This is a genomic window from Streptomyces brasiliensis (assembly GCF_014647875.1).
In the GTDB taxonomy this organism is placed as follows: domain Bacteria; phylum Actinomycetota; class Actinomycetes; order Streptomycetales; family Streptomycetaceae; genus Streptomyces; species Streptomyces brasiliensis.
Map to the genome: position 1 here is coordinate 24,087 of NZ_BMQA01000059.1, position 13,652 is coordinate 37,738.

At 68.3% G+C, this 13,652-nt stretch carries 13 protein-coding genes; 11 read left to right on the forward strand and 2 right to left on the reverse strand.

Annotation, left to right across the window (positions count from 1 at the left end; genetic code table 11):
* The 3 genes from tnpA to IEZ19_RS40805 all read left to right on the forward strand — a co-directional run bounded on the left by tnpA (position 1) and on the right by IEZ19_RS40805 (position 2,755).
* The gene (gene tnpA / locus IEZ19_RS40795; RefSeq protein WP_373297132.1) at positions 1-468 is read left to right on the forward strand and encodes an IS200/IS605 family transposase; all 468 of its coding nucleotides are present in this window, start codon (positions 1-3) and stop codon (positions 466-468) included.
* A 9-nt stretch (positions 469-477) separates the two neighbouring features.
* Positions 478-1,827, forward strand: coding sequence for an endonuclease domain-containing protein (locus IEZ19_RS40800; RefSeq protein WP_189316447.1), 1,350 nt, complete (start codon positions 478-480; stop codon positions 1,825-1,827).
* A 325-nt stretch (positions 1,828-2,152) separates the two neighbouring features.
* Positions 2,153-2,755, forward strand: a complete 603-nt coding sequence (locus tag IEZ19_RS40805; protein WP_189316448.1) for a DUF6368 family protein — start codon at positions 2,153-2,155, stop codon at positions 2,753-2,755.
* Between the two features lie 483 nt (positions 2,756-3,238).
* Here IEZ19_RS40805 and IEZ19_RS40810 read toward each other — a convergent pair whose 3' ends face one another.
* A complete protein-coding gene (locus IEZ19_RS40810) occupies positions 3,239-3,679 on the reverse strand; it encodes an SRPBCC family protein (protein ID WP_189316449.1) in 441 nt (146 codons plus the stop codon).
* 457 nt (positions 3,680-4,136) lie between these two features.
* Here IEZ19_RS40810 and IEZ19_RS40815 point away from each other — a divergent pair, with 457 nt between their 5' ends.
* From IEZ19_RS40815 to IEZ19_RS40845, 7 genes are all read left to right on the forward strand, one after another.
* A complete protein-coding gene (locus IEZ19_RS40815) occupies positions 4,137-4,997 on the forward strand; it encodes a helix-turn-helix domain-containing protein (RefSeq protein ID WP_189316450.1) in 861 nt (286 codons plus the stop codon).
* The gene (locus tag IEZ19_RS40820; RefSeq protein ID WP_189316451.1) at positions 4,994-5,893 is read left to right on the forward strand and encodes an aldo/keto reductase; all 900 of its coding nucleotides are present in this window, start codon (positions 4,994-4,996) and stop codon (positions 5,891-5,893) included. The genes IEZ19_RS40815 and IEZ19_RS40820 overlap by 4 nt, the downstream gene beginning before the upstream one ends.
* Positions 5,894-5,948: 55 nt before the next feature.
* Positions 5,949-6,743 (forward strand): alpha/beta fold hydrolase, encoded by a 795-nt coding sequence (locus tag IEZ19_RS40825; protein ID WP_189316452.1) that lies wholly within the window; start codon positions 5,949-5,951, stop codon positions 6,741-6,743.
* A gap of 724 nt (positions 6,744-7,467) precedes the next feature.
* A complete protein-coding gene (locus IEZ19_RS40830; RefSeq protein WP_189316453.1) occupies positions 7,468-8,253 on the forward strand; it encodes an SAM-dependent methyltransferase in 786 nt (261 codons plus the stop codon).
* 22 nt (positions 8,254-8,275) lie between these two features.
* On the forward strand, positions 8,276-8,656 hold the full coding sequence (locus IEZ19_RS40835; protein ID WP_189316454.1) for a hypothetical protein: 381 nt from the start codon (positions 8,276-8,278) through the stop codon (positions 8,654-8,656).
* A gap of 180 nt (positions 8,657-8,836) precedes the next feature.
* The gene (locus IEZ19_RS40840) at positions 8,837-9,256 is read left to right on the forward strand and encodes a PPOX class F420-dependent oxidoreductase (RefSeq protein ID WP_189316455.1); all 420 of its coding nucleotides are present in this window, start codon (positions 8,837-8,839) and stop codon (positions 9,254-9,256) included.
* 420 nt (positions 9,257-9,676) lie between these two features.
* Entirely contained in the window at positions 9,677-9,844 is a 168-nt protein-coding gene (locus tag IEZ19_RS40845; RefSeq protein ID WP_189316456.1) for a hypothetical protein, read from the forward strand.
* A 956-nt stretch (positions 9,845-10,800) separates the two neighbouring features.
* On the opposite strand, the gene IEZ19_RS40850 is transcribed toward IEZ19_RS40845, so the two are convergent.
* Positions 10,801-11,580 (reverse strand): SDR family NAD(P)-dependent oxidoreductase, encoded by a 780-nt coding sequence (locus IEZ19_RS40850; RefSeq protein ID WP_189316457.1) that lies wholly within the window; start codon positions 11,578-11,580, stop codon positions 10,801-10,803.
* Positions 11,581-11,712: 132 nt separating this feature from the next.
* Here IEZ19_RS40850 and IEZ19_RS40855 point away from each other — a divergent pair, with 132 nt between their 5' ends.
* A complete protein-coding gene (locus IEZ19_RS40855; protein ID WP_189316458.1) occupies positions 11,713-12,561 on the forward strand; it encodes a helix-turn-helix domain-containing protein in 849 nt (282 codons plus the stop codon).
* Positions 12,562-13,652: the final 1,091 nt, after the last annotated feature.

Below are 13,652 nucleotides of genomic sequence, written 5' to 3' on the forward strand. Positions count from 1 at the left end.
TTGGCTGTGACCGGGAGGGTTCGCCGGTTCTCCGGCGGTGTGTACCATCTCGGGCGCCACGTGGTGTGGTGCCCTAAGTACCGCCGTCCGGTCCGGGGCGGCAGGGTCGCGGAACGCCTGGACGAGCTGATCCGCCAGAAGGCGGACGAGCGCGGGTGGGAGATCGTCGCCCTTGAGGTGGTGCCGGACCAGGTGCACCTGTTCGTCAAGCACGACCCGAAGTCGTCGGCCTCGTATGTGGCGAACCAGTTCAAGGGCTTCACCTCCCGCGTGCTCCGCTCGGAGTTCCCGCACCTGAGGTCACGGATGCCCACCTTGTGGTCGTCGTCGTACTTCGCCGCCTCGGTCGGCGCGGTGAGCGCGGCGACGGTGGAGAAGTACATCGACACCCAGTGGGAACGCCCTGGGAAGAAGGACAAGGTCCGCGAGGCGACTGGTTGGCTGACCCGCCACCCTGTCGGCCGTTAGCCTGTCGGTATGTCAGAGCGTGTCACCCCAGGCCGCACGGGCGGCCTGATCACTCTGGTCGCCGCGGGCACTCTGTGGGCCGACTTGACGACCGACAGCGCTGTGCCGACGGCTTCTGCGGCGTTCACCTCCTTTCCTGCCAATGCCCGGGTGGGATACGTCCTGCTCAGCGACCGTGTGGTGCCGACGGTGAAGACAAGCAGCAGTCAGTGGAGTGTTCCGGAGATTGAGGTGCGCCGGGCGGCAGCGGAACTGAACGCGGTTGAGATGGACCGCCAGGACCTGGTCCGCATCGGTCCGTTCCGTGGCGCGCCGAAGCAGGAGCACACGGAGGGAACGCCGCTGCGATGGCGCCAGCGCATCGCCTGGGAATTGCAGGAGCTGGGCGGCCCCGAGCGGGCAGCACGTGAAGGCGCCCGGCCGTACCATCTGGCGGGGATCGACTGGCGGCGGATACTCGTGCAGCAAACCCGCGACCGGACGGCGCGGACATGGTGGCTGCCGCGCGCCGTGGTCAGGCTGCTGGACGCGGCCGAGCACTCCGAAACGCAGTGGCTGCGAGCCGCGCGGACCTGCCAGGCAAGCGCAGTCGTCACCGAGCCGCCCTCCCACCACCGGCAGGCCCAAGCCCTCGACAGTCGGCAGACGACGAGCCCCGACTGCCCGACCGGCCCACTGCGCCCGTACAACGGGGAACTGCAAGGCCACCTGTACTCGGCACTCAGCAGGAAACCCGGCACCTCCCGCAAGGTGGCTGGGTGGACTTGCGCGGTCTGCTGCACCGCACCCGCCACCGTACTCGACCACTGCCACGAACACGGCTACGTCCGCGCCCCCGTCTGCCACTCCTGCAACACACAAGAACGGCCCGACCACCTGTACAGCAACGACATCCGCGTGGCGAACCACTACACACGCCTCTTTAACACCCACACCGCCGACTGGCTCCGCCACTGGCACCGCTGCCCCGGCTGCCGCGCCCGCACCACCCTGCCGCTGCCACACCTCGCTGCCTGGACCGCCTTCATAGCCTGCCGGTCACTGCGCCCGACCCACCGAGCCCCTCACGGCTCCCGCGGACGCAAACCTTGCGGTGTGCTGCGCGTGTCCTGGACGGGCAGTCACAGCGCGCCCGGTTCCTGTCTGCTCACTGTCGCCGTCGACTTCTGCCCCTCCGGCGAGCACCGTGTCCTGGCGCGAGTCCCCTACCGCGAAGCCGCCGAGCGGTTTAGCACCTGGCTGGCCGAGACCGCCCCTGCCGTGGCCGCCGCGGCGGGACCCGACCGCCTGGACGGCCTCCCCGCCCGCTTCCGGCCAGTCATTGCGGACACCAGCGGCGAGGGCTTGGCGCTGTTCTGAGCTAATAGCGGGAGACCCGACAACAACGTCAACCCGTACCCGCCCGGCGTCGTCCCACCCCACGCACAGCCCCCTCAAGGATCGGGGAGGACTCTTCCTCCGGTGGCATGACGAGGCCGGAGCTGACGGGGTGCTCATCATTGACAAGACTGAGCCGGTTCCCGGCCCAGCGGTCGAGCTGAGTGCAGGCCCACGCTGGGGCGTACGCTGCGGTAGGTACCTGGGGTATATAGCGGTGGCGGACCGCATGCCCTCGCCGCCCATCTGTCCCAGGTCGCCGCAACCAACGGGGGAGGAAACCGCCGCCGGCGTCTAGGCTCCCAGCATGTCTGGTCCGACGTTGGTGATCGATTTGGCGGAGCCGCTCTCCCCGGTGGGGCTCTCCTCCCACTTCGACGAGAAGCGGCCCGGGTTCTTCGACGTCAATGTGCCCACAGAGCGACTGGGCGTCGAGGACAGGCGGGAGAAGGACTGGCGAAAGCCGTTCCCGCTTCCGCTCCTCGGCAACACCTCCGCGGACGAGGAGCTCACGGCCCTGGTGGGATTCAATCCGCAGCGCGAGGACTGGCGTCGGCCCTTCCTTGTCTACTTGATGGGGCCGGGTGCCGGTGACGAGAGCATCTTCGAGGCTGAGCACGCGGACGAGCCCGAGGTGGAGGCCGTCCTCGGCTTCAGGCCGACCCATGCCGTCAATGTCAGCGCCGGCTGCAATCGCGAGATCGACCATGTGGCCACGGCCCTGCTGACCGCCGCTGTCATGGACGTCATCGGGGGCGTGGCCAAAGCCGAGCTGCTGGACGGACAGGCGTCGGTCGTCGCCGGCCTTCCGGGGGTGCTGGGGATCGCGGACGACGACTGGATGGCGCTGGGAACGGCGGAGTTCCTGCGGGCCTGGGTCGGACACCCCGCCTTCCGGCTGGTCAAGTAGCCCAGACAGATCCGCGGCAGAGGCGGCGCCGTGACCGGGGACGTTCGCCAGGTTGCCTGATCATGCGGCGAGAGCGGGTCGGCCACCCCAATGAACTCGCGCTACCCCGGCGCACGATCTGCTGCAGCCGCGGCCCCTCCTGGTCGGTCAGTCTGCGCACACGGACAGGCTCGGCCACCGCGCCTCCAGCGGTCGGATCGGACGTCACCGCACATCCAACCGCCACGACCACCAACCCGGCGAACCTATGCGGTCACTAGCCGCTCGGTCTGCAGGTGGGATCCGTTCCCGGACCCTCCGTCGAACTGCCCTCGCCGCGGGCGGACCTGAGCGATACCAAACGAGGTAGGCATCACGCGCCTGCTCGCCGCACGCCCCCGTGCGGGGGGAAGTCACCAGGCTGGCGGGGCGGTGACAGGGTTCGCGAGGGGACCCGCGCCCCGTCCGTGCGGTCGACGGCGGCATCCGGAGGGTTCCCGACGGTCAGGATGCGGTGAAGTGCTCGGCCAGCGCGCGGAGTCCCGCCGTGAAGATGTCATCGCGGAAGGAGGCTGTCAGCTCGTCCGCATCGGACAGCTCGCAGTCGAAGACCACCGACCAGCCGACGAACGCCTCGCCGGTGGCGGTCAGCGGCAGAACCTGCATGGTGGCCCGGTAGGACCGCAGGGCGTACGGGGAGCGGACGCTGTCGTACGTCGGCACTCGGCTGTGATCATCAAGAGCGACGAGGGTTTCCACCACGGTTGCTCCGTTGGCCATGAGCAGGCTGCGGACGCTGCCGACGCGGTCAGGTGCGTCTTGCTCACGCAGGGCGCTGTGCGCGACAGCCGGTTGCCAGGCGGGCAGACCGTTGAAGTCACGAAGGGTGCGCCACACTGTTGCGGCGTCGGCTGGGATGTCAGCGCTGGCGAAGGTTTCGGGCATCAGAATTCTCCTGCGTCGCAAAAAGTAAGGAGCTGGATCGTGCGTCGGCCGACGGTGGGGTCACTCTTGTTGATCAACCGGCCTGTCCGGGCCTTCGTTCAACGCCACGCGGTGCGGCCGGTGCCGGTGAAGGTCCTAGCTCACCTGGTCGCCGGTGATGCACATGACCAAGCGGCTGCACGGTTACGGATCGGGCACCCACGTGGACTTGAAGGTCGACGATTCGGCGCGTGACCCCTGAGCCGCTGTGGCGTGGGGGCGGTGACGGCGGCAACCGACGTCAGGAGAACTGCTGCGGACGCGGGAGGGAGTGCTGCACCCACCCGAGGATGCGCGCCGGTCAGTTGCTTGCCGGGCAGCCGATGCGCCGTACGGCGCGCTGTTGCTCACGCGGACCGGCCTGGGTGTGTGCATCACACCCCTTCAGTCGCTCGTGGACCTGATTAGCCTGGTCGGCGTGGACAAGGAGAACAAACTCGGTGACTATCTGCGCGCTCGCCGCGATATGACCATGCCGGGGGATGTCGGGTATCCGGACGACGGTTCGCGCCGGGTGCCTGGTTTGCGGCGGGACGAGGTTGCGCTGCTTGCCGGGGTGAGCACGGACTACTACATCCGGCTCGAACAGGGCCGCGAGCGGCATCCCTCCGAGCAGGTGCTCCAGGCGATCGCTCGAGCGTTGCGCCTGGACGACGCCGCGGCCGCGCATCTGTTTCGGCTCGGCCTCCCCGCCCTCGCGCCCTCTGTGGCCCCGGCCACGGCTGTGAGCCCGCACCTGCTGCGGCTGCTGGACAGCATGAGCGACGTGCCTGCTTTCGTGGTGGGCCCGTCCCAGGACGTCCTCGCCGCCAACGCGCTTGCGCAGGAGTTGTACAGCGGTTTCGCCCGCTACGACAATCTGCTGCGAATGATCTTCCTGGATCCCTACGCCCGGGACTTCCACGGAGACTGGGACAAGGCAGCACGTATCGCGGTGAACAACCTGCGCGCGTCGTCCGCCCGGTTTCCGGATGACGAGCGCATCGCGCGCGTCATCGGAGAACTCAGCGTCCGCAGCCCCGCGTTCACGACGTTGTGGGCACGCTACGAGATCCGTCCCCGCACGCAGGAGGACAAGCACTTCCGCCACCCGCAGGTGGGTGAACTGCATCTGCACTTCGAGGCGCTGGCTGTCACCAGTGCTCCTGGGCAGCACCTGTCGGTCTACAGCGCCGAACCCGGCAGCGCCAGCAGCGACGGCCTGGTCCTGCTGCGCCGGCTGGCCGAGCAGAGGGCTGCGCGGAACACCGTTTCAGAGGAAGGAGACCTGCATTCATGACTGACCCCGTCGCCCATGCCGCCGGAAGCTTCGACATCGCCGGAAAGAAGGTCGCCCGGCTCGGTTTCGGCGCCATGCGGCTCACCGGACTCGGCGTGTGGGGCGAACCCGACGACCGAGACGAATGCATCCGCGTGGTCCGCCGTGCCATCGAAGTCGGCGTCCAGTTCATCGACACCGCGGACTCCTACGGCCCTCACATCAGCGAGGAGATCATCCGGGAAGCCATCCACCCCTACCCGGACGACGTGCTCATCGCCACCAAGGCCGGTCTCACCCGCAACGGTCCCGACGTGATCAAAACCGACCAGGGCCTGGTGCGGCTCGGTCCCAAGGCCTGGCCGCCCGTAGGACGCCCGGAATACCTGCGCCAGCAGGCCGAGATGAGCTTGCGGCGCCTCGGCCTGGACCACATCGACCTGTTCCAGCTGCACCGCGTCGACCCGCAGGTCCCTCTGGAGGATCAGGTCGGGGAACTGAGGAAGCTCCAGGATGAAGGCAAGGTCATCGACATCGGCCTGTCCCAGGTGAGCGTCGACCAGATCGAGCAGGCACGTCGGATCGCCGATGTCGTCAGCGTCCAGAACCGCTACAACCTCACGGACCGCAGTTCCGCCGACGTTCTCGATTACTGCACCCGCGAGGGCATCGCCTTCATCCCGTGGGCGCCAGTGGCCGCCGGTGAGCTCGCCAAGCCGGGCGGACCCGTCGACCGTATCGCCGCCGCACGCGGGGCCACCTCATCCCAGGTCGCGCTCGCCTGGCTGCTGGCCCGCTCCGAGGTGATGTTGCCCATCCCCGGTACGTCCAAGGTCGCTCACCTGGAGGACAACATCGCGGCCGCACAGCTGCAGCTGAGCGCCCACGAGATCGACGAACTCACCAAGGCCGCATGACATCCGCCCCCTCGCGACACCACGTCGTACACCTTCTCCCGAAAGGACTTGATTGATGCTGCTGCCGGCTGATGAGGCGGGCCAGGGGCGGGCAGTCGTTCTGCTCCACGCCCGGCCTGCGGATCGGACCATGTGGAACGCGCATCTGCCCCTGCTCGCCGAGGCCGGCATCCGCGCGATCGCCCTGGACCTGCCCGGTCACGGTGAAGCGGCCGTACACGACCGGGACGAGGCGGCACCGTGGAAGGACGTCCTCGACACCCTCGACCAGCGGGGCATCGACCGTTTCGTGCTGGCCGGCAATTCGCTCGGCGCGCTGGTGGCCCTCCAAGTGGCGGTGACCGCCCGTGAACGGGTCGAAGGTCTGGTCCTGGTGGGCTACCGACCCCACGATCAAGCACCCTCCGCCCGTCTCCAGACGGCCTGGGACAGGGAAAGGGCAGCGCTCGGCACCGGCGACATCGACGCGGCCGTACGGGCCGGAGTCCAAGCGTGGATTTCCGAAGCGGCAGCCCCTGAAGTCAAAGCGCACGGGGCCCGCATGATGCGCGACCAGCTGCAGTCACAGCGCGCCCACGCCGAGCCTGCACACGCCGAAGACCCTCTCGGCAAGGATCCGGCCATCCTGCGCGCTCTCTCCGTACCGGCCCTGGTCGGCGTGGGCGCGCACGACATGCCCGACTTTTTCCAGGGAGGTGAGGAACTGGCCCGCGAACTGGACGCGGGCGACCTGACAGTCATCCCGGAAGCAGGACACCTCGCGCCACTGGAGCAGCCCACGGCCTTCTGTGAACTGCTCGTGGGTTTCCTGCACTGCATCCCATCGAACGCGGCACTCCAGATCGGCTGAGCTGCGAGTCGGACGACGGGGGAGAGCGGTGGGCGCCGTCACCGACGCGGATGTTGTTCGCGCACGCACTGGGAACCCACCGGTTCGTCCGCGCGCGACGTGGAAGCTGCCCAGCTACGCGCCTGACCTCAACTCAGAACAGCTGACCCTCCGGGAAGATCAGTAGCGCTCGTGCCGATTGTGGCGTTCGGACCGCCAGCGGGGCGGCGTGAGTTCGAGCTTGCCGAAGATGTCCTGTGAAAGGGACAAGAGATCCCTGCGCCCGTACGGGCCCCTGCTCGTTCACATCGGCGGCCGCCCTCAGCTGGTGCACCAACTCCTCGTGCAGGGCATTCGTGGCCACATGCATCTCCAGGGTCATTGCTTGAGGCACCTACATGGTCGTGCAGTCGCATTCGGATTGGTGGGGGTTGGGGTGGCTGCTGCGTGTAGGGCGCAACCGCCGCTACATTCGGTCAGGTTGACGGAAGGCAACATAGAACGTTCGGTCTTGACAGTTGGTCGCAGGGTATCTCTAATGTAAAGACGAACGTTCTCCCCGAGGTGAGCGTGCCATGGGTATCCGTGTACGCGGCGCGTCCCGCTCGCCGCCTATGGCCCAGCTCTGCTCAGTGCGACCACCGTGCGGCCGCGCGATGGCGACCTCGGGGTCAACTCCGCGTGACAGGAGCGGATAGGGCTTCGGCTGTTGTGCCCGAGGGTTTCGCGTACGAAGGAGTGTCCAGTGAGCGCCGGTGTACCCCGCCCCTACGTCGACACCAGCAAACCCCACCCCGCACGCGTCTACGACTGGCTGCTGGGTGGTAAGGACAACTACCTCGTCGACCAGAAGATCGGCCAGGCGCTCCCCGGGGAAACACGCGGCAACGCGGCCCGGAACCGGGCGTTCATGCACCGCGCGGTCGCCTGGCTGGCCAAGAACGGCGTCGACCAGTTCCTCGACATCGGCTCTGGCATCCCCACCGAGCCCAACATGCACCAGATCGTGCAGGCGATCGCGCCCGCCGCCCGGATCGTCTACGCGGACAACGACCTGAGCGTCCTGCTTCACGCGGAAGCACTCCTGACCAGCACCCCGGAGGGAGTCACCGACTTCCTCCAAGCGGATGTGCGGCAGCCCGCAGCCATCCTGGAACGTGCCGGCGAGAAGCTCGACTTCGAACGCCCCGTCGCCCTGTCCCTGCTCGCCCTCCTGCACTTCCTTCCCGACGACGAGGACCCGTACGGCGTCGTGCGCACCCTCGTGGAAGCACTCCCCTCGGGCAGCTTCCTGGTCCTGTCGCATGGCACGGTCGACCAGCACCCGGAGTGGAACGGGAAGATCGAGGCCGCGTACCAGGAGGGTGCGATACCGCTGCGGTTGCGTAGCCGCAGAGAGGTCGAGCCCTTCTTCGACGGACTCGAACTCGTCGCGCCGGGGCTGGTGTTCGCCACCGAGTGGTACCAGGATGACCCGGTGCCGACCCCCGAGCGCAGCGGCTTCCACGTCGGTGTCGCCAGGGTTCCCTGACGGTCACGGACACCGCTGCTTCTTGACGCAAGTGCAGCAGCTCGTGAACAAGAGTCCACCTGAGATTTCGTTCAGATGCAGCGCTCGGCTCGTCGAGCGGATGCTGCCGCTGATCGGTCCGGCGGCCGGGGCGATCGACGACGTGTCGGTGCCGGAGGATGGTATGGGGCGTCGGACACCGTTCGCCGGGACCCCACCCGCATCCCGGCGGACGAAGCGCAGCGCGGAAGCGGCGCCTCACCCTGGACATGTCAGGAGGGGCTTCTTCGATGCAGCTCGTGACATTCGCCGAAAGGGCGCGCGAAGCGCTTGGCCTGGTCGACGACGGGTGACCGTGTACGACTTGGGTGGTGTGGTCGGCGGCCGCAGCCTGCCCGAGGTCATCGACGAGTGGGACGTGTGAAATAGAACGTTCGGTATTGACAAAGGATCACGGAGATCTGACGATGTAACGAGACAGAACGTTTGGTCCCGAGCAGGGACCGGTCGGGTTGCGCGGCGTGCAGGTTGCCTGATCCGGGAGGAGAAGGGGCGCAATGACAGCCGCGCCGACTCCGAAGCACGCACATGAGGAGGCCCCCGTATGCCCAAGCCGCCGCTGCCGGCCGAGGCTCAAGAGATGCTGCGCCGTGCGAATACGGCCGTCATGGCCACCCTGCGCCCGGACGGCACACCTGTCTCCGCCGCCACCGGGTACCTGTGGGAGGACGGCCGGGTCCTTCTCAGCCTCGACGAAAGCCGCGTACGTCTGAGGCACTTGCGCCGCGACCCGCGCGTGTCCCTCACCGTCTTCGACGGCGACGACTGGTACACGCACGTCTCACTCATCGGCCGGGTCACCGAGATGTACGAGGACGAGGGCCTGCGGGACATCGACCGCATGGCCCTGCACATCACGGGCGAGCCCTACCCCGACCGGGTCCGTCCCCGCGTCAGCGCCTGGGTCGAGGTCGAGCGCTGGCACAGCTGGAGCGTGGAAAAGGACGGCCCGGCCTTCACGTGAGTTGGCGGCCACGATGAGAAGGTCCCCGGGCTCGAACGGGTTGCCCTCGACGGGGAGGATGTCGAGAGGTGGCCGGCCCTGCCCGGACCCGAAAGGGTGCTGACGTGGATCAGGTGGGCCTGTGAGGACCCGATGACCATCAACGCTCGAACCGAAGGACAAGTTGGACACCGCGGCGACACCGACAGTCACGGCGGACTCCGCGGTGGTTCACCGGGCTGCGGTGAACGGACCGGAGGGTGTGTCACCGAGGTGTCCCGGTGGTGCGCCATCACCCAGTAACTGTCGGTCCAGTCGTCCAACAGCCGGAAGATCGTGACGCGGCCTCGGCCGCTCTCGATTCGTCCCATCGTGCCTGTCCTCGCACGGGTCCGATCCCGCCCAATGAGTGCGGCCGGGTAGATCATTGCTCGGTGCGAGGTGCATTGGTCGCCCCGGCCCGCGCGGCACGGACGGTACTTCGCCGCACTGGCCGAGGCCGGCGTCGGCCACGTCTACGCCACCCTGCCCTACGCGGTGCGGGACTGCAGCGATCTGCTCGACGTCGCGGCCGACATCCACGCCCAGGTCCGCGCCGCCGGCCTCTGAGCACACGGGGCCCAAGGGCTGTCCGGTTCGCGAACGTCGCGCACCTGAAGTCCGGCCTGGGACATCCCCGCCTACAGGTTCACGGCACCGTCTGAGCCATGAGGCATCGGGCCAGACGACGCCCCGGTCCGCGGTCCGCCGACCGGGGCGTCGGGACACGTCGTCGAATCGAGGCGGCGGTGCCCGCCGCCTACCTGGGAGTTTATCGGCAGCACGTACGAGGCTATGAGGAATTTGCCACACCGCCCACGTTGCCGCCTCGGGGGAGGTCGCTGGGCAGGGGAACAGCCAGGGCCGCGACGTTTATGCCCAGCAGGTCTGGGCCGCCAAGCCGCCCGGTGTTCCGGCCAGGGTGCTGGCACCGCGTGGTTCGCCTCCCGGCCGTCCGGGAAGTCGTCCAGGGAATCGGTCACGTTTCTCTCGCTCGGCCCGATCCCGGGACGGGGGATCAGCCGGCAGACGCTGCGGACCAACCTCGCCGAGCACTGCGCTCGATGAGTAATGGATCTCCTGGTGTGCCTGGAGATCCATCTCAGCCATGAGGGTGAGTGGGAGCCACCTCTACCTGTCCAGATGAACCGAAGCAGCCAGGAAAAGACGGGGGTTGGGCGACGCGCGGGCCGTCCTGTTGCTCTCCGGCATGCATATGTCCACGCATCGTGAAGCCCCGGCCCACTGCAAGGACCTGGTCGACGTGCAGGAGCCCGAGCAGTTGTGGCTCCGGCCGGCCCTCGCCGCCAGAGGGACCAGGGCCGCGGTGAAGGTGGCGAAGCACTGTCGCCGTAACCCGCTGGCCCGGCACATCTCTCAGGCATGCCTTGCGTTGAAGACGGCAGCGGCGGGGGCTGGTGCCACGGGGCCCGGGAAGTCCCGGACCTCGTGAACACGTCACTGTCGCCCTGCGCCGACGAGTGGGCTACTCGGGGAGCCTGGCCGGCGGCCGGCGGCGCACGGTGTCAGAGGCGGAAGCCGCCGCTCGCCTCGATGCGCTGGCCCGTGATCCAGTTGGTGCCCTCGCGCACCAGGGCTGCCACGGCCGGGCCGATGTCGTTTGCGTGGGCGACCCGGCCCTGGGCGGTCAGCCCGCTGAAGATCTGCTGGAGGTTCTCGTCGCGGAGGTAGCCGCCGTCGAAGTCGGTGTTCACGGGGCCGGGCGCGATGGTGTTGACGCTGATGCCGCGCCCGCCGAGCTCGACCGCCCAGTAACGGGTCAGTACCTCCACCGCTCCCTTGACCGCCCCGTACGCGGCGTAGGGAGGAGTGACGAACCGGGCGAGGCCGGTCGAGGAGTTGATGATCCGGCCGCCGTCGGCGAGCAGGGGCGCGGTGCCCTCGGGGGCCGTTGCGAGGGCCTGGGTGAGGAGGAAGACGCCCTTGACGTGGACGGCGAAGAGCTGGTCCAGGGTCTCCTCGTCGGTGGCGCCCAGGGGGGTGTGCAGGGCGAACCCGGCGTTGTTGACCAGGATGTCGAAGGACTCGCGGTCCCAGCGGGCACGCAGGGCCTGCCGCACGGCGTCGGCAAAGCCGGGGAACGCGGCCGGTCGCGTGGTGTCGAGCTGGATCGCCTCGGCGACGCGGCCCCGCGCGGCCACGGCGTCGATGACCTCCTTCGCCTCGTCCTCGTGGGAGTTGTAGGTGAGGATGATGTCCCTGCCGTCGGCGGCGAGTGCCTCGACGATGGAGCGGCCGATGCCGCGGTTGCCGCCGGTGACCAGCGCGATCGTAGTGGTGGACATGGTGTTCCTTCTGTCGGTGGTTCCTCGGTAACGCCTCCACCATGGGACCGCCGGCCGACGGTAACCAGTGGGCGCTTACCCAGGGGGTGGGACCCCCTGGTTGAGGTGGGCCCGGGCACGGATACTGGAAGGGTGAATCTGACCGAGCTGGGTGCGTTCGTCAGGTCCCGGCGTGATCGTGTCCAACCCTCGGACGTCGGTCTGGTCGCCGGGCCCCGGCGCAGGGTTCCGGGGCTGCGTCGCGACGAGGTCGCCATGTTGGCCGGGGCCTCGACCGACTACTACATCGAGATCGAGCGCGGCGGGGCCCAGCCGTCGGAGCAGATGCTGACCGCGCTGGCCCGTGCCTTGCGGCTCACGAGCGACGAGCGTGACCACCTCTACCGCCTCGCGGGCCGGTCGCTGCCACCCTCGGGAGGTTCGTCGGCACATGTCCATCCAGCCATGTTCGACCTGCTGGACCGCCTCGCCGCCATGCCGGCCTTCGTCTGCACGGACCTGCACGTCATGCTGGTGCAGAACCGCCTCGCCGATGCCCTTTTCGGCCCGATCGTCCCCGCCACGGGGCCGGGGGCGAGCTTTATCCACCAGTGGTTCACCGGTGACCCGAGGGTCCGCACCCTGTATCCGGAGGACGATCACGAGCATCACTCCCGGACCCTCGTCGCGGACCTGCGTGCGGCCGTCGGCCGGCGCAGTCCCGGCGATCAGGAGTCTTCACAACTGATCGGCGAGCTGGAACAGCGCAGCGAGGAGTTCGCCCGCCTCTGGGCGGAGCGCGAGGTGGCCATCAGGCGCACCGACCGCAAGCGCATCCGTCACCCCTCACTGGGGATTCTGCACGTGAACTGCCTCAATCTGCTGAGTGAGGACTGCCGTCAACGCCTGCTGTGGTTCACCCCGGTGTCCGGCACGGACACGGCGGAGAAGCTGGAGCTGCTGGCCGTGCTCGGCACCCAGGATCTGCGGGCCGAGGTGTAGCACGCCGAGCTGGTCGCGGGACAATCCGCACAGTGGCGACGGTTCGTCCTCGCGAGTTGCTGCGGAGTCAGTCGTCGCGGAGACGGACAGGGTTCCGAGACGACGAATGGGCGACTACGGTCGCGGCATCGGTATCGGTATCGGCAGCCCGGCCAGGCCCCTCAGCGGCACGTCGCCCGAGCGCGCTGGTCCTCGACCGCGTGGCGGGCTGGGCTACGGCGACATCGTCGGCCGGTCCCGACCGTAGCGTGTCCAGGATCTGGCATCACGAGTCCCGGCCCGACTTCAGCGCAACAACGAACGATGTGCCGCGACTGCGGCTGAGCGTCCGCTGTGGCCGTGGGCAATCAGCAGCACGCGTCTGACTCGTATACGGGGATTGGAGAACATCGGTGCCGGATCGCGTCGCTACATGCAGCTGTGCCCGTCCCGGACGCGCCGACGTGACACATGTCGAGGGTGTCGGGGTCGGCGCGGCGGTGCTCGGTCGACTTGGTAGTCCGGCGGCGGTGTTGTCCAGAAATCCGTCCGCTCTGCCGGATTGCACTGCAGACCTGTCTAGGGGTTCGACGTGCTTCCTGTGCGCTCCGGCGGCAGCAGGTGCCGACCTGTCCGTGCCGGGGCTGAGGCCGGCGTGGCTGTGCGCCGCTCTCGTCGATGCCTCCACGCACGTGGGCGGTCTGGGGCATCCTGACACTCTCACCGTCTGGCAGCGGCTGGCGGCCTGGCGGGGGAACGAGGGGGTCGGGTCACGCCGTGGATGGTGGACTGGTGGTCGTCGCTGGGGTATGGATGGCGTGGGAGGCGTGTGATCTGTCGGACGATGGTCTGGTGTGGATGTTCCGGGGAGGGATGTCCTTGGGCCGGGGTCCAGACGAGAATCCCGGCCCGATCACGGGCCGGGATTCTGTGTTGTGCGCCTGGCTGGTGGGCGCCGGCCCGATTGCGGCGGGCCGGCGCCATCCAGCATGCGCGTCAGACGTGTTGCTGGTGTCAGTCTTCGTCGAAGTCGTCGAAGTCGCCGCGCTCGTCCTTCTCGTTGAAGTGGCGCTTGACGACGCGGAAGCTGCCGACGACTCCGTGCTTGACCT

Excerpts from the sequence above, each read along its gene's own strand:
- IEZ19_RS40820 (WP_189316451.1), top strand. The coding sequence starts at position 4,994 with ATGACTGACCCCGTCGCCCATGCCGCCGGAAGCTTCGACATCGCCGGA.
- IEZ19_RS40810 (WP_189316449.1), bottom strand. The coding sequence starts at position 3,679 with ATGCCCGAAACCTTCGCCAGCGCTGACATCCCAGCCGACGCCGCAACA.
- IEZ19_RS40805 (WP_189316448.1), top strand. The coding sequence starts at position 2,153 with ATGTCTGGTCCGACGTTGGTGATCGATTTGGCGGAGCCGCTCTCCCCG.
- IEZ19_RS40840 (WP_189316455.1), top strand. The coding sequence starts at position 8,837 with ATGCCCAAGCCGCCGCTGCCGGCCGAGGCTCAAGAGATGCTGCGCCGT.
- IEZ19_RS40825 (WP_189316452.1), top strand. The coding sequence starts at position 5,949 with ATGCTGCTGCCGGCTGATGAGGCGGGCCAGGGGCGGGCAGTCGTTCTG.
- IEZ19_RS40850 (WP_189316457.1), bottom strand. The coding sequence starts at position 11,580 with ATGTCCACCACTACGATCGCGCTGGTCACCGGCGGCAACCGCGGCATC.
- IEZ19_RS40800 (WP_189316447.1), top strand. The coding sequence starts at position 478 with ATGTCAGAGCGTGTCACCCCAGGCCGCACGGGCGGCCTGATCACTCTG.